Origin of the sequence: Agrobacterium sp. SUL3 (genome assembly GCF_001263295.1) — a bacterium.
Classification (GTDB): Bacteria; Pseudomonadota; Alphaproteobacteria; order Rhizobiales; family Rhizobiaceae; genus Agrobacterium; species Agrobacterium tomkonis.
Genome location: NZ_KQ414511.1, coordinates 71,939 through 90,117, shown reverse-complemented (window position 1 = coordinate 90,117; position 18,179 = coordinate 71,939). Strand labels below are relative to the sequence as shown.

The 18,179-nt window shown below is 59.3% G+C and carries 16 protein-coding genes; 7 read left to right on the top strand and 9 right to left on the bottom strand.

What is annotated here, in order from left to right; all coding sequences use genetic code 11:
- Nucleotides 1-26: 26 nt before the first annotated feature.
- Both AKG12_RS21570 and AKG12_RS21565 read right to left on the bottom strand, forming a co-directional pair.
- Nucleotides 27-476: a DNA polymerase III subunit chi gene (locus AKG12_RS21570; protein WP_052820355.1), complete on the bottom strand. Its 450-nt coding sequence runs from the start codon at nt 474-476 to the stop codon at nt 27-29.
- A gap of 25 nt (nt 477-501) precedes the next feature.
- Complete coding sequence (locus AKG12_RS21565; RefSeq protein ID WP_052820381.1) at nt 502-1,995, bottom strand: leucyl aminopeptidase; 1,494 nt, start codon at nt 1,993-1,995, stop codon at nt 502-504.
- Between the two features lie 331 nt (nt 1,996-2,326).
- Here AKG12_RS21565 and lptF point away from each other — a divergent pair, with 331 nt between their 5' ends.
- From lptF to AKG12_RS21530, 7 genes are all read left to right on the top strand, one after another.
- On the top strand, nt 2,327-3,496 hold the full coding sequence (lptF, locus tag AKG12_RS21560; RefSeq protein WP_052820354.1) for an LPS export ABC transporter permease LptF: 1,170 nt from the start codon (nt 2,327-2,329) through the stop codon (nt 3,494-3,496).
- Entirely contained in the window at nt 3,493-4,581 is a 1,089-nt protein-coding gene (lptG, locus tag AKG12_RS21555) for an LPS export ABC transporter permease LptG (RefSeq protein ID WP_052820353.1), read from the top strand. The genes lptF and lptG overlap by 4 nt, the downstream gene beginning before the upstream one ends.
- A complete protein-coding gene (locus AKG12_RS21550) occupies nt 4,581-6,962 on the top strand; it encodes an LPS-assembly protein LptD (protein ID WP_046798817.1) in 2,382 nt (793 codons plus the stop codon). The genes lptG and AKG12_RS21550 overlap by 1 nt, the downstream gene beginning before the upstream one ends.
- Before the next feature lie 298 nt (nt 6,963-7,260).
- The gene (locus AKG12_RS21545; RefSeq protein WP_046798816.1) at nt 7,261-8,208 is read left to right on the top strand and encodes a SurA N-terminal domain-containing protein; all 948 of its coding nucleotides are present in this window, start codon (nt 7,261-7,263) and stop codon (nt 8,206-8,208) included.
- Between the two features lie 26 nt (nt 8,209-8,234).
- Complete coding sequence (gene pdxA, locus AKG12_RS21540) at nt 8,235-9,257, top strand: 4-hydroxythreonine-4-phosphate dehydrogenase PdxA (RefSeq protein ID WP_046798815.1); 1,023 nt, start codon at nt 8,235-8,237, stop codon at nt 9,255-9,257.
- Nucleotides 9,257-10,087 (top strand): 16S rRNA (adenine(1518)-N(6)/adenine(1519)-N(6))-dimethyltransferase RsmA, encoded by an 831-nt coding sequence (rsmA, locus tag AKG12_RS21535; RefSeq protein ID WP_046798814.1) that lies wholly within the window; start codon nt 9,257-9,259, stop codon nt 10,085-10,087. The genes pdxA and rsmA overlap by 1 nt, the downstream gene beginning before the upstream one ends.
- Nucleotides 10,088-10,162: 75 nt before the next feature.
- Complete coding sequence (locus AKG12_RS21530) at nt 10,163-10,786, top strand: alpha/beta hydrolase (protein WP_052820352.1); 624 nt, start codon at nt 10,163-10,165, stop codon at nt 10,784-10,786.
- Nucleotide 10,787: 1 nt separating this feature from the next.
- On the opposite strand, the gene gmk is transcribed toward AKG12_RS21530, so the two are convergent.
- The 7 genes from gmk to fabD form a co-directional block, all read right to left on the bottom strand.
- Complete coding sequence (gene gmk / locus AKG12_RS21525) at nt 10,788-11,453, bottom strand: guanylate kinase (RefSeq protein ID WP_052820351.1); 666 nt, start codon at nt 11,451-11,453, stop codon at nt 10,788-10,790.
- Between the two features lie 5 nt (nt 11,454-11,458).
- Complete coding sequence (locus AKG12_RS21520) at nt 11,459-12,346, bottom strand: YicC/YloC family endoribonuclease (protein WP_046798811.1); 888 nt, start codon at nt 12,344-12,346, stop codon at nt 11,459-11,461.
- 66 nt (nt 12,347-12,412) lie between these two features.
- A complete protein-coding gene (gene mltG, locus AKG12_RS21515) occupies nt 12,413-13,633 on the bottom strand; it encodes an endolytic transglycosylase MltG (protein WP_046798810.1) in 1,221 nt (406 codons plus the stop codon).
- A gap of 448 nt (nt 13,634-14,081) precedes the next feature.
- Nucleotides 14,082-15,344, bottom strand: a complete 1,263-nt coding sequence (gene fabF / locus AKG12_RS21510; protein ID WP_046798965.1) for a beta-ketoacyl-ACP synthase II — start codon at nt 15,342-15,344, stop codon at nt 14,082-14,084.
- Nucleotides 15,345-15,595: 251 nt separating this feature from the next.
- Nucleotides 15,596-15,832, bottom strand: a complete 237-nt coding sequence (locus tag AKG12_RS21505; RefSeq protein WP_003502080.1) for an acyl carrier protein — start codon at nt 15,830-15,832, stop codon at nt 15,596-15,598.
- A gap of 350 nt (nt 15,833-16,182) precedes the next feature.
- Nucleotides 16,183-16,920, bottom strand: coding sequence for a 3-oxoacyl-[acyl-carrier-protein] reductase (gene fabG, locus AKG12_RS21500; protein ID WP_006314577.1), 738 nt, complete (start codon nt 16,918-16,920; stop codon nt 16,183-16,185).
- A 95-nt stretch (nt 16,921-17,015) separates the two neighbouring features.
- On the bottom strand, nt 17,016-17,960 hold the full coding sequence (fabD, locus tag AKG12_RS21495) for an ACP S-malonyltransferase (RefSeq protein WP_052820350.1): 945 nt from the start codon (nt 17,958-17,960) through the stop codon (nt 17,016-17,018).
- Nucleotides 17,961-18,179 lie beyond the last annotated feature (219 nt).

Sequence of the window (18,179 nt, the reverse complement as noted above, 5' to 3'; positions counted from 1 at the left end):
GGTCTATTTGTGTGAGAACCCTTCGATCAGGCCTTTTTCTGCCAGCGGCCTTCCGGCGATTGCTGCCAATAGGTCAGCGCGTGGCCTTCGGTCTTCAGACTTTTCCAGTGGTTTCGCGCCATTTCAAGCTGATAGGCATCATATCCGTCGAACATGAAGACGACGCGCTCATAGGCCTCCACCGCCGGCGGTTCGGCGCCATCCACCAGAAAGCGGACATTTGCGCCGTTGCCGTTGACTTCCGAGGCTGTCAGGAGAATTGGCTGGCTTTGCGGCGCCGGAGACGCATCCGTGGCGTGCGGCAGAAAACTGTCGTCACGAAAGGTCCACAGATGCGCGTCGAGGAAATCGCGGCGCTCCTCATCCACCGTCTGGATCGCGACCTTCCAGCCGCGTTCCAGCGATTTTTCGAGCAAAGGCGGCAGCGCATCCTCGAGCTTCGATTCCGTCAGATGGTAGAACAGAATTTCAGTCATCCGCAGATTTCGAACTCCGCTCGCATCAATCTTCGTAATGGGCGCGAACGAGTTCGTTCAAAAGCCGCACGCCGTAGCCCGATCCCCAGGACTGGTTGATCTCGGTCATGGGCGATCCCATCGCTGTGCCGGCAATATCGAGATGCGCCCACGGCGTTTCGCCCACAAAGCGTTTGAGGAACTGCGCGGCGGTGACGGAACCGGCCAAGCGACCCGAGCTGTTCTTCATGTCGGCGAATTTGGAATCGATGATCTTGTCATAATCCTTGCCGAGCGGCATACGCCACAGCTTTTCGGCCGTCGCGTCACCGGCCTGGGCAAGACGCGCAGCAAGCTCGTCGTCATTGCAGAAAAGGCCGGCCTGAAGATTGCCGAGCGCAACCGTGATCGCGCCTGTGAGGGTGGCAAGGTTGATCATGAATTTCGGGCTGAAACGCTCCTTGGTGTACCAGAGCGCATCAGCCAGAACCAGGCGGCCTTCGGCATCGGTATTGATGATCTCGATGGTCTGGCCGGACATGGACGTGACGATGTCGCCCGGACGCTGGGCATTGCCATCGGGCATGTTTTCCACGAGACCGATAACGCCGATGACATTTGCCTTCGCCTTGCGGGCCGCAAGCGCATGCATCAGGCCGGTCACGGCGGCAGCGCCGCCCATGTCGCCCTTCATGTCTTCCATATTGAGGCCGGGTTTGAGCGAAATGCCGCCGGTATCAAAAACGACGCCCTTGCCGACGAAAGCAATGGGTTCATCCTTCTTGGAACCGCCGTTCCATTGCATGACGGCAAGCCGGGGCGGACGGGCCGAGCCCTGCGCCACGCCGAGAAGCGCGTTCATGCCAAGCTTCTTCAAGTCCTTTTCGCCGAGAATCTCGACATCAACACCCAGCTTGCGCAGCTCTTCCGCCTTTTCGGCGAATTCGACGGGGCCGAGAACGTTCGGCGGCAGGTTGACAAGGTCGCGCGCCAGGAGAACGCCACCCGCAACAGCCTCGGAGACGGCAAAGGCCTTTTCCGCTTCCTGATGAGCGGCCGTGACGATGACGATATCGACTTTCTTCGGGGTCTTTTCGTCGTCGGATTTTTTCTTGGTCTTGTAGGCATCGAAACTATAGGCGCGCAGCAGAAGGCCCAGCGCGAAATCCGCAGCGGCCTGCGCGCTGGTTTCGACGCCCGGAGCGTCGAGATAGATGGCGACCTTGTCTGCCTTGCGGAAATTGGCGGCGGCAGTGCCGCCGGCACGCAGCCAGTCATGTGCGACAAGTTTCGCCGGCTTGCCGAGGCCGATGACGAGCAACCGGTCGGCGCTCGACCCCTGCGGCGCAATCACATCGAGAGTCGTCATGGATTTTGCGGCAAATCCCGCAATCTTCGCCGCCCTCTCGATCACGCCACCCGGATCGGCCTCGGAAGCACCGGCGGCAGCCTGCGCCTCACCGGAGGCTTGCAGCACAACGGCCAGGGAATTTTCAAGCGAAGCGGAATTGGCGAAAGAAATATCGAATTTGGCGGACATGTTTTCCTGCTCTTCATGGTCAAATTGCATGATGCGCACGATCATGGCCTTTTCAGCCCCCGGCGCAACCCTACATTTTTTAAGGCCTGCATTGTTTAAAGGCAGACATTCCTTAAAGGTCCACATTCGTTAAAGGAATGACATTTTTGCGGATGGGCCGATTACGTCATGAAACCGACAGCTTGTTCCACAAAAAGACACAGGCGATGGAAAAATCGTCGTGCAAAACATATTTGTGAGCACGCCGGAATAGCCAATTGCAAACGATGCGATTAGATAGGCGGAAATCCGGCGGGCAAGCGCACGGGAAAACAATGTCGAACAGGGCCGTATGAAGCTTCTCGAGAACTATATCCTGCGGCGGACAACGCAGATGTTTCTGGTCGCGCTGTTGCCGGTGCTGGCCATCATCTGGACCATCCAGGTTCTCCAGAGAATCAATCTCGTCACCGATACAGGCCAGTCGATGGGTTCCTTCATGGCGCTCGCGACCCTGATCCTGCCGACGCTGATCCCCGTTGTGCTGCCTTTCGCCCTCGTCATCGGCATCACCCAGACATTTACGGCGATGAACAATGATTCCGAGCTTGCCATCATCGATGCGGCAGGATCGCCGCGTTCGGTAATGTTTCGCCCGGTTCTCATTCTGGCCGCCGTACTGAGCGCGCTTTCCTTCACCATCACCAATTTCATCGAGCCGCCGGCGCGTAACTCCGCCCGGCAGATGGTGGCCGCGGCCTATGCCGACCTCCTGTCCTCGGTGATCGAAGAAAAGACCTTCCGCACTATTCAGGACGGTCTCTATGTGCAGATCGCCCAGCGGCAGGGCCGTATCCTCAAGGGCCTGTTCGTCGCCGACCGCCGCGATCCGAATTTCGATCTCATCTATTATGCCAAGGAAGGCATGATCGATGAGAGCGGTACATCGCTGACCATGCGCGACGGCGAAGTGCAGCAGAAGACCCCTGATGGCAAGGTGTCGATCGTCAAGTTCCTGTCCTATGCCTTCGATCTTTCGACCATGTCGGAAAAGCAGGATTCCGAACCCTCGCTGTCTCCGGGCGATGCCAGCCTCGGCTTCCTTTTGTCGCCAGATGAGAACAATGCGAGTTACAAGCGGTCTCCGGAAAACTTCCGCAGCGAGCTGCACAAGCGCCTGTCGGACTGGATGTTCGCCTTTGCCTTCGCGCTGATCTCGCTGGTCATCGCCGCCGATGCCCGTTCGCATCGCGAGGCGCGCATGCACCCGATGGTCGCCGCGCTGGTGACGGCCTTCATGCTGCGCTGGCTTGGTTTTTACGTCACCAACCAGGTCAAGCAGAGCGCGGCCTTCATTCCGCTGGTCTATGCCGTGCCGGGTCTCAGCGGCGCTGCGGCCGCCTTCATCCTGATAACCGGTCGCAAGCCGAAGATACCGAAGATTATCGCGGATGCGGCTGGCCGCATGCGTCGCCTGTTCTCCAGCCGGCTGGCACGCAATTCGGGGAGCGGCAACGCATGATTTTCAACACCCTCGCCCGGTATTTCCTGAAACGATATCTGATGACGGCCGTCTGGTTCGTGCTCGGCGTATCGTCGATCATCTATCTCGCGGATTTCAGCGAGACGGCAAGGCGCATGTCCAGTGTGCCGGGCTATTCGGTTCCGGGCGCACTTGGCCTGACAGCACTTCGGCTGCCGCTGATCCTGCAGCAGACCGTTCCCTTCATCGCCCTTTTCGTGGGCATGACGACGCTGATTTCGCTCAATCGACGTTACGAACTGGTTGTCACGCGCGCAGCAGGTGTTTCCGCCTGGCAATTCATCCTTCCCTTCGTCCTGGGATCGGTCCTTCTCGGTATTCTGTCCGTCGTCGTTCTGAACCCCATCGCCGCATGGGGCCAGAACCGGTCGCTGGCTATGGAAGCGGGATGGCGCAACGAAGCCAATGGCGGCCGCCAGCAGCAGATCATTCCATGGATGCGTCAGGCGAGCGGCGGCCAGGACACGATTATCGGCGCCAAGAGCTTCGAGGACAACGGAACGATGCTGCTCGATGTGGTTCTGATCCACCTCGACAAGGACGGAAACATCGTCTCGCGGCAGGATGCCAAGTCGGCTAAATTGGAAGATGGTTACTGGCTTCTTAACGGCGTTACGGAAACCCGCGCCGGACATGTGCCAGTTCGACAAGAGAGCACGCGGATCAGTACCAATCTGAGACGGGAATTCGTGCAGGAACGCATGACGCAGACGGAAACCGTTGCTTTCTTTGATCTTTCTCACAAGATCGAAGTTGCAAAGTCTTTTGGACTGTCTTCAAAAGCGCTTGAGACGCAGTATCATTTCCTGCTATCGACGCCCCTGCTTCTGGTTGCGATGACCTTGATCGCCGCGACCGTTTCATTAAAGTTCAGCCGCTTCGCCCAATCGCGCTCCGTGATTCTGGGTGGAATCGTTTCCGGCTTCGTGCTTTATGTAGTAACCGTGCTCGTAAGGGCATTCGGGAGTGGTGGTGTTGTCCCTCCCACCGTCGCGGTCTGGGTTCCAGTCATCGTGGCGTTGGCTTTGGGGGCAACCATTCTGCTTCATCAGGAGGACGGCTAGTGGCGGTAATTGACCGCGGGAATATCAGGCGGCTTTGGACGGCCCTTCTGACGGGTGCCGCTGTGTGCGCGTATTTGGCATCAAGCCCGGTCGCTTTCGGCCAGGGCGGGGTGCTTGCGTCGGCAAGCCAAGACGATTCGAAACTCCTGCTTACAGCAAATGAACTGACCTATAATCGCGACTCCCAGCGCGTCATCGCGAAGGGCGTGGTTCGCATGAAATATTCGGGCTACCGCATGGTGGCCCAGCAAGTGGAATATAATCAGCAGACCGGCCGCGTCATCGCGCATGGCAATATCGAGCTGATAGAGCCCGGCGGCAACAAGATCTATGCCGACGAGATGGACGTTACCGATGACTTCGGTCAGGGTTTCGTCAATGCATTGCGCGTCGAGACTCCGGATAATACCCGCATCGCGGGTGAAAGCGCCGAACGTCTCGAAGGCGACCTGATGGTCCTCAACAACGGCGTCTATACCGCCTGTCTGCCCTGCGCCGCAAAGCCTGAAAAGGCGCCGCTCTGGCAGGTCAAGGCCGAACGCGTCGTCCAGGACGGCAAGACCCATACGATCCGGCTGGAAAAAGCCCGTCTGCAGCTTTTTGGCCATTCGATCGCCTATGTGCCGTTCCTGACGGTTCCGGACAATACGGTGAAGCGCAAATCAGGCTTCCTGTTCCCGCAGATGAGCATTACCGACAATCTCGGTTTTGGCATCGGCGTTCCCTATTTCCAGGTCCTTTCCGACACTTCGGATGTGACGGTTACGCCGACCTATTACACGACGCAGGGTCTGCTCTTGCAGGCGGAACTGCGCCAGCGTTTCGAAACCGGCATGCACACGGTCACGGTCGCTGGCATCAGCCAGCTGAAATCCGAAACCTTCACGGCCGGAACCAGCGACGCTCTCAACGACAATCGCGGCATGATCGCCAGCAAGGGTGATTTCAGCATCAATCCGCGCTGGGCATTCGGCTGGGATGCCATGGTGCAGACCGACAACAACTTTTCACGCACCTATGGGCTGAAGGGTTACAAGAACGACGTCCAGACCAACCAGATCTACCTCAGTGGCGCGAGCGCACGAAACAGCTTCGACGCCCGTGGTTATTATTTCAACGTTCAGAATACGGACGATACCGAATCCCAAGAGCGCAAGCAGGCGATCGTTCATCCGGTCGTCGATTACCGTTATTTCGTGCCTGATCCGATCTATGGCGGCGAGCTTTCGCTGACCACCAACCTGACGAGCATCACCCGCCTGAAGCAGGACGCGTACGCTCTGGGCGGATATTCGCGCTTTAACGGACTTGAGGGTGACTATACGCGCCTTTCCACCGAAGCCGAGTGGAAGCGCACCTTCACCATGGATAGCGGTCTGCAGATCACACCGATCCTCGCTGCACGCGGCGATGCGCTGTGGACGGACATGTCTCCGTCGAGCTTTACGTCGGGCGGCACATCTTATGCCTATGAGGGCATGATGCATGACGATGCTGCGTTTCGCGGCATGGTCACCGGCGGTCTGGAAGTGCGTTATCCCTGGCTCTTCACGGCGCTCAACAGCAGCCACGTGATCGAACCGATCGCGCAGATCTTCGTGCGTCCGAACGAGCAATATTCCGGCCGTCTTCCAAACGAAGATGCACAGGCATTCGTATTCGATGCGACCAACCTGTTCGAGCGTGACAAGTTCTCCGGTTTCGACCGGATCGAGGGCGGTACACGCGCCAATCTTGGCTTCCGCTACAATGGCACGTTTGACAACGGCTACGGCGTTCGCGCCGTTGTCGGCCAGTCTTTCCATCTGGCGGGCGAAAATTCCTTCGCTTCCTATGATCTGGCCAATGTCGGCGCTGATTCCGGCCTCGAATCCGACCGTTCGGACTACGTTGCCATGGCGGCATTCGATGCGCCGATCGGCCTTTCGCTGTCATCAAGCCTGCGTCTCGACAAGGACAACTTCGACATCAACCGGTCGGAGACGGGCCTCAGCTATTCGGATCGCCGCCTTACCGGCAAGGTCAGCTATACGCAGGTCAAGGCGCAGCCGAAATACGGCTACACCGAAGACCGGGATATCGTTCAGGCTTCCGGCATGCTGCGCATGGATGACAACTGGTCGCTCTTCGGCTCGATCAATTATGATCTGAACGGAAAGTTTGCCTCCGAGCGCCGCATCGGCATTGCCTACCAGGACGAATGCACGATCTTGACGGTCAGCTATTCCAACGAGGGCAACATCAATTCCACTCGGCAGGCCGCCAATGACTGGTCGATCAATGCCCGCCTGGCGTTCCGTACGCTCGGCGACATCAGTGTCGGTTCCGCAAACGAAGACTGGGCCGATATGGATATCGGCTGGAAGCCGAATAATTACTGAGTTTAAAGGCTGGTCACGCAGCATCGTGACCCGCCTTTTTGCCGTTCGGCCAGTAAAAGTCACGGTTTCGCCGCAACAACACGCCAGTGTCGGCCGGGTATAGACCCCTATCGGGTTTTCTTTCAACAAACCGACACATTGCCGTCTTGCGGATCGCGATGATATATACGTGGCAAAATCGCGGCGCGGACGCGCAAATGCAGGTCTGACAGGCCGGGGAATGCGAAATTTCCACCGTCAGGCAGAACAGACTGGCGGGACAGGGAGACAGGCCCTGCCCGACGAAAGGGAGAAGGACATGATGAATTTCGGAAAGACGGCTTTGCGTGGCGCTGCTTTCGCCTTTGCGATATTTGCCGTTCCCATGGCCGCCGTGCCCTATACCGGCCAGGCCTTCGCCGACGCCACGGTCAAGATCGTCGTCAACAAGACACCCATCACCAATGACGATATTGCCAAACGCGTCGCCTTCCTGAAGCTGCAGCGCCAGTCCGGCAATCTCAACGAAAAGGCGCGCGAACAGCTGGTCGATGAGGTGCTGAAACGCGAGGAAATCGGTCGTGTGAAAATGTCGGTCAGCACTGATGAGGTCGATGCCGCTTTTGCGCGTTTTGCCGGCAACAACAAGATGAAACCGGAGCAATTGACGAAGGTGCTGTCACAGGCGGGCGTCGGCGCTGACCATTTCAAGGCCTTCATCGCCGTGCAGATGAGCTGGCCCCGCCTTGTCAACGCCCGTTATGGCGCACGCGGCAAGATGTCGAACCAGGATCTCGTTACCCGCCTGAAGGAACGCGGCGACAAGCCGGTCACGACCGAATATTTCCTGCAGCAGGTCATCTTCGTCATCCCGGAATCCAAGCGCAATTCCATTACCGGCAAACGTAAGTCCGAGGCTGAAGCCTCGCGCAAGCGTTATCCCGGCTGCGACCAGGCCATGACCTTCGCTGCGACCATGCGCGATGTGGCGATCAAGGATCTTGGACGCATTCTCGCGCCTGAGCTTCCGGAAGACTGGAAGGCTTTGGTGGAAAAAACCAAGGAAGGCGGCACCACCGGAACGCGTGTGACCGAAAAGGGTGTCGAATATCTAGCCATCTGCAAGCAGCGTCAGGTTTCCGACGACTATGCCGCGGAAATGGTGTTCAAGTCGGAAGACCTGATGAAGGCCAAGAACGGCGAAAACCCGAACGAAAAGAAGTATATGGATGAGCTGCGCAAGAAGGCGCAGATCGTCAACACCTGATACTGATACGAAAGCCGGGTCTTTCCGTGACACATGCATTCCTGCCGCTTGCCCTGACACAGGGAGATCCAGCCGGTATCGGCCCCGATATCGCCATCGCCGCCTGGGCCAGACGCCAAGAGAACGGTCTGCCACCCTTTATCTTTATCGGTGATCCCGATGTGGTGGCGAGCCGGGCGGCGCTCACCGGCATTCCGGTCAATATCGAGACCTGCGATGTGGCGGATGCCATAAGCGTTTTCGACCGCGCTTTCCCAATCCTGCCTCTTCCCGTCGGGTTCGAGGTTCAGGCGGGCCAGCCGCATGTCGGAGCAGCACATGCGACTATCAAGGCGATAGAAACAGCCGTTTCCCTGACCGTTGAGGGCAAGACTGCAGCCGTCGTTACCAATCCGATTGCGAAATCCGTGCTCTACGAAGCGGGTTTCGGATTTCCCGGTCATACCGAATTTCTGGCTGATCTGGCTTTACGCCTAACGGGCGAGCAGGTGATGCCGGTGATGATGATTGCTGGCCCCAAGGTCCGCGTCGTTCCAGTCACGATCCACATCCCCGTCAAAGACGTACCAGCCGCGCTGACCGAAGAGCTGATCGTCGAGACATGCCGCATCATCGATGCCGATCTGCGGCAGAAATTCGGAATTGAAGCGCCGCGTCTGGCGGTTGCCGGGCTTAACCCGCATGCGGGCGAGGACGGCGCGCTTGGCACCGAGGACCGCGACGTGGTTCATCCGGCGACCATGCGGCTACGCAAAGACGGGATCGATGCTTTCGGGCCCCTGCCCGCCGATACCATGTTCCATGACGCAGCCCGCAAGCGCTATGATGTCGCCGTCTGCATGTATCACGATCAGGCACTCATTCCGGCCAAGGCGCTCGGCTTTGACGATTCGGTCAATGTCACGCTTGGCCTGCCCTTCATCCGCACCTCGCCGGACCATGGCACCGCTTTTGGTATTGCCGGCCAGGGCATCGCCAATGAGGCGAGCCTTGTGGCGGCGCTGAGGATGGCGGCGGAAATTTACACCCGTAGCCGGGCCGTCGTATAATGGCGGCCATAGACGGACTGCCACCGCTGCGCGATGTCATCCAGCGCCATGGGCTTGATGCGAAGAAATCCCTTGGGCAGAACTTCCTGTTCGACCTCAACCTCACCCAGAAGATCGCCCGGACAGCGGGGCCGCTCGAAGGCGTGACGGTGATCGAGGTCGGCCCTGGCCCCGGCGGCCTCACCCGCGCCATTCTTTCGCTCGGCGCAAAGAAGGTCATCGCCGTCGAACGCGACAGCCGTTGCCTGCCGGCGCTGGCGGAAATCGAAGCGCATTATCCAGGGCGTCTCGAGGTGATTGAGGGCGATGCCCTCAAGACCGATTTCGAGGCGATGATTCCCGCCGGTGAACCGGTGCGTATCATCGCCAACCTGCCTTACAATGTCGGCACACAATTGCTGGTCAACTGGCTTCTGCCGAAGGCGTGGCCGCCTTTCTGGCTCTCCATGACGCTGATGTTCCAGAAGGAAGTCGGCCAACGCATCGTGGCTGAAGAAGGCGACAATCATTACGGCCGCCTCGGCGTTCTCGCCGGCTGGCGCACGGTATCGGAAATGGCCTTCGACGTCCCGCCGCAGGCCTTCAGCCCGCCGCCGAAGGTGACGTCCACCGTCGTGCACCTGCTGCCCAAGGACAAGCCGCTGCCTTGCGATGTCGCCAAGCTTGAAAAAGTGACTGAAGCCGCCTTCGGTCAGCGGCGCAAGATGCTGCGGCAGAGCGTGAAGAGCCTTGGCGGCGAAACATTGCTGGAAAAGGCGGGCATTGACCCCACACGGCGGGCAGAAACGCTGTCGGTCGAGGAATTCGTGACATTGGCGAATTGCCTGTAAATACGCCATGTGATGCACTGTTCTGAACGGTGGGACACAGGTTCGTGGCCCCCTGCGAATAGAGGAACAAAGCGCGTGGAGAATGCCGGTTTTCACTACAAGCTCGACATTCCCACCGACCCCCCCGACTGCGCGGTTGTCTTGCTGCATGGATCGGGACGAACGGAAGACGACCTCATCTCCTTTGGCCGCGCCACCTTTCCTAAGGGCATCTTATATGCGCCGAGAGGGGCTGTTCCCTGGGAGGATGGCTTCGCGTTTTTTCGTAGAAAGCCTGACAGACAGCTCGATATTGACGATCTGAAACATCAAGCCTCCAGACTATGCCGGTTTGTCACCTTCGTGTTTCAGCAGACGGGGCAAAGACCCTTTCTCGTTGGATATTCTAACGGTGCGATCATCGCGGCTGAAACGATATGTCAGGACCGCTATCTGTCAAAAGGCGCTATCCTGCTTCGCCCGTTATCTCCGAGGTATGAGCAGCCTCTTCCAAATCTCGCAGGATATCCCGTACTTCTGCTTGCGGGCGCCCGTGACGACCGGCGTCACCCCTCCGATGCTCCGCATCTGGCCGCGCAACTGGCTTCTGCCGTTGCTGAGGTCGTACTGGAGACGATCGACGCGGGCCATGGATGGGCAGAGGACGCGATGGACGAGCGACTGTGCCGTCAATGGCTGGCGCGCAGAACCGCAGCGTAAATCATCGGAGCTGCGGCTCTTCCTCGAGCAGCGCCCGCACGAAATCGAACATGCCGTGACGGCGGTCGCGGCGGACGCGTTCGGCTTTTACGATGGCCTCCACGGCTTCGAAGGCCGCCTGCAGGTCGTCGTTGAGGATGACATAGTCATAATCGCGCCAGTGCTCGATTTCAGCGCGGGAATTGATGAGCCGGGTCTTTATCACCTCTTCGGTGTCTTCTGCCCGGCGGTGAAGGCGTGATTGCAGTTCGGTCATGGTCGGCGGCAGGATGAAGATCGAGACGACGTCGGCCTTCATCTTGTCCTGCAACTGCTCGGCGCCCTGCCAGTCGATGTCAAACAGCATGTCGCGGCCGGCGGCCATCGCTACTTCCACCGGCTCACGCGGCGTGCCATAAAAATTGCCGTGGACCTCGGCCCATTCCAGCAGTTCCTCGTTGTCGCGCAGGCGCTCGAAATCACGCTTGGAGATGAAGTGATAGTGGATGCCCTCTATCTCGCTCTGGCGGCGCGGGCGCGTCGTGACGCTGACGGAAAGGCTGATATTCTTGTCCTTCTCGAGCAGGTTGCGGGCAATCGTGGATTTGCCCGCGCCCGATGGTGAAGAAATCACCAGCATCAGCCCTCTGCGGGCAATCGTGACGGGAGAATCATTCACCGGGGCCATGGGGTCTACTCCAGATTTTGGACCTGCTCGCGGAACTGGTCGATAACCACTTTCAGCTCTATGCCTGCTGCGGTTACCGCACTGGCGTTCGATTTGGAACAGATTGTATTCGACTCGCGGTTAAATTCCTGTGCAAGAAAATCGAGCTTGCGGCCGACAGGCCCGCCATTTGCCAAAAGCTCGCGCGAAGCCTGCACATGGGCGCGCAGCCGGTCCAGCTCTTCACGCAGATCCGCCTTGGTGGCGATCAGCGCCGCCTCGGCGTGAAGACGGTCACGGTCCAGACCGTGCATGCCCTCGCCGATCAGGGCAATCTGCTGGGCAAGCCTTGCCGCGATCTGTTCCGGCTGGCGGGAAGGATCGTTTTCAATAAGCTCCACAAGCGTCTCGATCCTGTCGATCTGCCCGGACAGGATGGCAAACAACGAAGCGCCTTCCCGCTCGCGCATGTCCTTCAGCTTCTCAATGGCAACAGCAAAACCGGCCAGCACATCGGCGTTGCGCGCAGCCTGCGCCTCAGCGTCATCTTCCGCCTCGCGAAAATCGACGAGGCCGCGCAGTGACAGCAGCGTATCGAAGCTCAGCGGCTTGTCTTCCACGACATCACCAAGCTCTTGTTTGAGCGCCAGAACAGCGGCGAGAGCATCACGATTGATGACAGCCTCCAGCCGGTTTTCCGCAATGGCCAGCGTCAATCCCGCCTGGATGTTGCCACGGGAAAGGTGCCCGCCCGCAATTTCCCGCAGGGCCGTCTCCAGCGCTTCCAGACCGGTCGGCAGGCGCAGGCGCATATCCAGCCCCTTGCCGTTTACCGAGCGCAATTCCCACGCCCAGCGGTAACGGCCGGATGTTCCTTCGCTACGCGCAAAGCCGGTCATCGATTGCAATGTCATATCTGGAAGCCCCCGTCATGCCTTACAAAACCGGGCCTTGCGTTTGGCAGGGCCCGGTCAGGATTATCAGTTGTTGGTCGGTTTTTCCGCCTCTGCGCCACCCGGCTGGCCATCCACGGCCACATCCGGATTGGCGCCGGCTGCCGCCTTTTCCGCCTCGATCTTGCGCCAGCGGCGGACATTGGCGTTATGCTCGTCCAGCGTCTTGGCAAAGACGTGGCCGCCCGTACCATCGGCAACGAAATAAAGGTCGTCGGTGCGCCACGGATTGGCAACCGCCTCAAGCGCCGCCCGGCCCGGATTGGCGATGGGTGACGGCGGCAGGCCCTTGATCACATAGGTGTTGAACGGCGTCTGCTTCTGCAGGTCCGACTGGTAGATCGGCCGGTCGGACGGTTTGCCGTCGCCGCCGAACAGACCGTAGATGATCGTCGGGTCGGATTGCAGGCGCATACCCTTCTTCAGGCGGTTATAGAAAACGGAGGCGACGTGGGCGCGCTCATCATCCTTGCCGGTTTCCTTCTCGACGATAGAGGCAAGCGTCACGAATTCCTCGACGGTCTTGATCGGCAGGTCGGGGTCACGCCGCTCCCAGATCATGTCGATCAGCTTGTCCTGCGCAGCACTCATCTGGTTGATGATCTCTTCGCGCTTGGTGCCGCGGGTGAAGCGATAGGTATCCGGGCGCAGGCTGCCTTCCGGCGGCAGGGCGGAGGGCAATTCGCCGTCCAGAACCTCGTCTGCTCCGAGGCGCGCGAACATCTGCTTGACGGTCAGGCCTTCCGGCAGCGACACGGAATAAAGGATCGACTTGCCGGATTCCAGCAGCACCATGATGTCCTTCATCGATGCGCCGGCCTTGATCTCATATTCACCCGCCTTCAGCGTCTGGTCCTTTTGCAGGTAGCTGCCGGTCATCAGGCGGAAGACGCGGGCATTCGAAACGACGTCGTTGCGTTCGAGATTATTGGCGATCTCGATAATGCCGGCGCCGTTACGCACCGTGAAATGCGTGTTCGTCTGAAGCGGACCGGGCTCCTGGAACGCGTTGATCATGTAATAGAACGCGGCGATGGCCAGGACACAGACGGCAACCGCAAGCGTCATCAGAAAATTCAGGAAGATCACCAGCTGTCCGTGAGCCTTGCGGGAGCGCTTCGGCGGGGCCGGCACCTTTTCCGGGCGCAACGCCTCGGTCGGGGATTTCGGAATGATCGGGCCGCGATTGCCTTCGCCCGCGCCGTTCTGTCCGTATGGTCCCTGGCTGTTCTGGTTCGTGTCGCTCACCGTCGGTCCTTTTCAGTTCGGCGTTGTCAGCGCTTTTTGCGCAGGTAATGCGGCAAAAACAGGTTCGGAATATCTTCCTGTACCACATGGAGACATTGTGAATGCCTCTTTTCCGGCTTCACGAAACATCGTTTCGGGCAAAACCCGGTCAGCTATAGCCGTCTGTGATCTGAAATTCGCCCGCACCGGGGAAATTACCCCGAGACCGGCAAATCATCTCCCGTAAACGACTACAATATCGGCGCGAAAATCGAAATGGCTTTCGCAGACCGCAAGGCGTTCTTCAAGGGAAGAGCGCCCTGTTTCAGCACCCGGCAGGAGAAAGCCGCAACCGCCCGAGACGGCTTGCGGCGGGGGCGCCATCGCGATGGCAGATCCATCGCGATTTGGGTTGTGTTTCAGGCAAGTCTCTACCCCAAAACCGCAGCGCGGTTTCGGGAGACATGCTCTAGGCTTCGTAACGACGCAGCACGAGGGAGGCGTTGGTGCCGCCGAAACCGAAGGAGTTCGAGAGCGCCACGTTGACCTGCCGCTTGCGCGCCTTGTGCGGCACCAGATCGATCTTCGTCTCGACATCGGGATTGTCGAGGTTCAGCGTCGGCGGAACGATGTTGTCACGGATTGCGAGCGTCGCGAAGATTGCTTCGATCGCACCCGCCGCACCGAGCAGATGGCCGGTGGCCGACTTGGTGGAAGACATGGAAATCTTCGAAGCCGAATCGCCGACCAGCCGCTCGACTGCGCCAAGCTCGATCGTATCGGCCATGGTGGAGGTGCCGTGGGCGTTGATGTAGTCGATATCATCAGGCGTCAGGCCGGCGCGCTTCAGCGCCATCAACATGCAGCGATACGCGCCCTCGCCGTCCTCGGAAGGCGCCGTGATGTGGTAGGCATCGCCGGAGAGGCCATAACCGACGACTTCGGCGTAAATCTTCGCGCCGCGCGCCTTGGCATGTTCCAGCTCTTCCAGAACGACGATGCCGGCGCCCTCGCCCATGACGAAACCGTCGCGGTCGCGGTCATAGGGGCGGGATGCCTTCTGCGGGTCGTCATTGTGCTGGGTGGACAGCGCCTTGCAGGCGGCAAAACCGGCAAGCGCGATGCGGCAAACCGGCGATTCGGCACCACCGGCAACCATGACATCGGCATCACCGAGCGCGATCAGCCGGGCGGCGTCGCCAATAGCGTGTGCGCCGGTCGAGCAGGCCGTTACCACGGAATGATTCGGGCCGCGCAGCTTGTGGCGAATGGAAACCTGGCCGGATACGAGATTGATCAAGCGGCCGGGAATGAAAAATGGTGAAATGCGACGGGGACCCTTGTCGCGCAGCGTATAACCCGCCTCGACAATGCCTTCCAGGCCGCCGATGCCGGAGCCGATCAGAACGCCGGTAGCAATCTGGTCTTCATCCGTTTCCGGATGCCAGTCCGCATCGGCAAGCGCCATGTCGGCGGCGGCCATGCCGTACAGGATGAAAGGATCGATCTTGCGCTGTTCCTTGGGCTCCATCCAGTCATCGGCATTGAATGTGCCGTTGGAGCCATCACCAACGGGAATGCGGCAGGCGATCTTTGCCGGCAAGTCTTCGACTTCGAATTCAGTCACGAGACGGGCGCCATTCTGGCCGGCCAACAGCCTTTCCCAGGTAACTTCCGTTCCGCATCCAAGAGGAGATACCATGCCGGTACCGGTGATAACGACACGCCTCATCGCCAACGCTCCGCCCTTATCCAAATCATCGGTCTTCTCTGCAACGCCGGACGCCATGGACTGACGTTTGCGGGACGCTGCAGCATTTCGAATGTCCGCACAGTTTTCGCCACGCACCGTTTCCGGCCGGGAAGCTTATGCGGAGCCCGGAACGCGCGCCGGTTCGGGCACGTACCGTCTCTCTATAAAACATTGGCCCGGACGAGCCGGGCCAAGATGGGAGGATATTGCACCTCCCCCATGAAGGTCGATCAGGCCTGGGCCTTCTCGATGAACTTGACGGCGTCGCCAACGGTCAGGATCGAGTCAGCTGCGTCGTCGGGAATTTCAACGCCGAATTCTTCTTCGAAAGCCATGACCAGTTCAACGGTGTCGAGCGAATCAGCGCCCAGATCGTCAATGAAGCTGGCGCCTTCGACAACCTTGTCGGCGTCAACGCCAAGATGATCAATTACAATTTTCTTTACGCGTTCTGCGATATCGCTCATGTCGGTTTCCTCGACCTTTATTTTGAAGGGAATGCCTTACGGCACCCTGCCCTGTTAGAAGCCCTCATGCGCCGTTCAAATCCGGCACCGCTGGCAAACCCGTTCAACCCGGTCCAAGCTAGACATCGTCACGCAAAATCGCAACGGCTTCCTGTCTCTCCGGGACGACTGTTCACAGTCTTGGCCCGCTTAACACGGTTTCAATCGGTCGAAAAGCCTGAAAACGCGCTAAGCACAGCGTATGACAGGCAATTTCGCCGGAAACCGGCCGGCGGGGCCTTGCGGCGCCAGGCACCCAAGAAGGTGCTGAAATAGCGCCGCAATCTTTTCAAGACGCCTTTGAAGCGCCCTCAGATCATCGCCATGCCGCCGTTGACGTGCAGGGTCTGGCCGGTCATGTAGGCGGCTTCATTGGAAGCCAGGTAAAGAACGGCGGATGCGACTTCCGCTCCCGTCCCCATGCGCTTCATGGGAATGGCGCCCATGATGGCGTCTTTCTGCTTGTCATTCAGCTTGCCGGTCATGGCGCTTTCGATGAAGCCCGGCGCCACGCAGTTGACGGTGACGTTGCGGGTGGCGATTTCCTGCGCCAGCGACTTCGAAAAACCGATCATGCCGGCCTTGGAGGCGCAATAGTTGGCCTGGCCGGGATTGCCGGTGACGCCGACGATGGAGGTGATGTTGATGATGCGGCCGAAACGGCGGCGCATCATCGGATGCGTCAGCTCACGCGTCAGGCGGAACATCGCGGTCAGGTTCACTTCGATGACGTTGTCCCAGTCCTCGTCGCTCATGCGCACGAAGAGGCCGTCCTTGGTGATGCCGGCATTGTTGACGAGAATATCGACGCCCTCCAGCTCGGCTTCGGCCTTTTCGCCAAGAGCCTTGACCTCGGCGCGGTCGGCAAGGTTAGCCGGGAAGATCTTGACGCGATCGCCAAGTTCCGCCGCCAGCGCCTCGAGCTTTTCAACGCGCGTGCCATGCAGGCCGACGGTTGCGCCCTGTTTGTGCAGAAGGCGGGCGATTTCTTCGCCGATGCCACCGGTCGCGCCGGTTACGAGAGCCTTGCGGCCTGTCAGATCTAACATGGTCCGTTCCTTCTTTAGAGCAAATCCTGCAGGAGCTTTTGCGGTTCTGCGTCGGGAATTGTCAAAAATAAAGCCGTTGCGGGGCGAAGCCCGTCTCAGCCGATAAGAGTGGCAAGAAGCTGGTCGATATCGGCTGCACCGTTGACGGCAACGCCGTTCACCGTCTTGTCGATGCGGCGGGCAAGGCCCGTCAGCACCTTGCCGGAGCCGATCTCGTAAAGCTGGGTCACGTTGTTGGCGGCGAACCACTCAACCGTTTCGCGCCAGCGCACCTGACCCGTCACCTGTTCGACCAGCAGGGCAGCGATCTCATTGGCATCGGAAACAGGAGCGGCGCGCACATTGGCGATAACAGGCACGACCGGATTGTTCTTTTCAACCTTGGCCAGCGCCTCGCGCATCGCTTCTGCGGCCGGCGCCATCAGCGCGGAGTGGAAGGGCGCGGAAACTGGCAGCATGATGGCGCGCTTGGCGCCTTTTTCGGAAGCGATCGCGGCGGCTTTCTCGACGGCGGCCCTGGAGCCGGAGATGACCAGCTGACCGCCGCCATTATCATTGGCGATCTGGCAGACGCCAAGAATGCCGGCCTCCTCGCAGATTGCCGAAACAACATCATGTTCCAGCCCGATGATCGCGGCCATTGCGCCTTCGCCGACAGGCACGGCGGCCTGCATGGCGTTGCCGCGGATGCGTAGAAGCCGCGCGGTATCGGCAATCGAAAAAGTGCCGGCAGCACAGAGCGCCGAATATTCGCCAAGCGAATGGCCGGCGACATAGGAGACAGCGTCGGAGAGCTTCAGGCCACGCGCTTCGAGAACCCGCATGACCGCCATGGACACCGCCATGAGGGCTGGCTGGGCGTTCGCCGTCAGCGTCAGCGTCTCTTCCGGGCCGTTCCACATGATATCGGAAAGCTTCTGGCCAAGCGCCTCGTCTACTTCCTCGAACACGGCGCGCGCCTCTGCATAGGTATCGGCAAGCTCCTTGCCCATGCCGACGGCCTGGCTTCCCTGACCGGGAAATGTGAATGCAATACCCATGGGATGTGGTCCTTCTTTTCTGGCCTTGCCTTTATTCCTGCGACTTCCATTCACATTCCCGCCAGCGAAGTCAAGGCTTGAGGCCCTATGGCAGGCCCTTCTCCGGAGTTTTGCCGACCTGTTTTCCCCTGCCTTTTCATCATATTTTTTCTTGCACTGCGGCAATTCCCCATTACTTTCATGCCACCCTTCAAAACATCTCGCCAAGCACCGGGACAT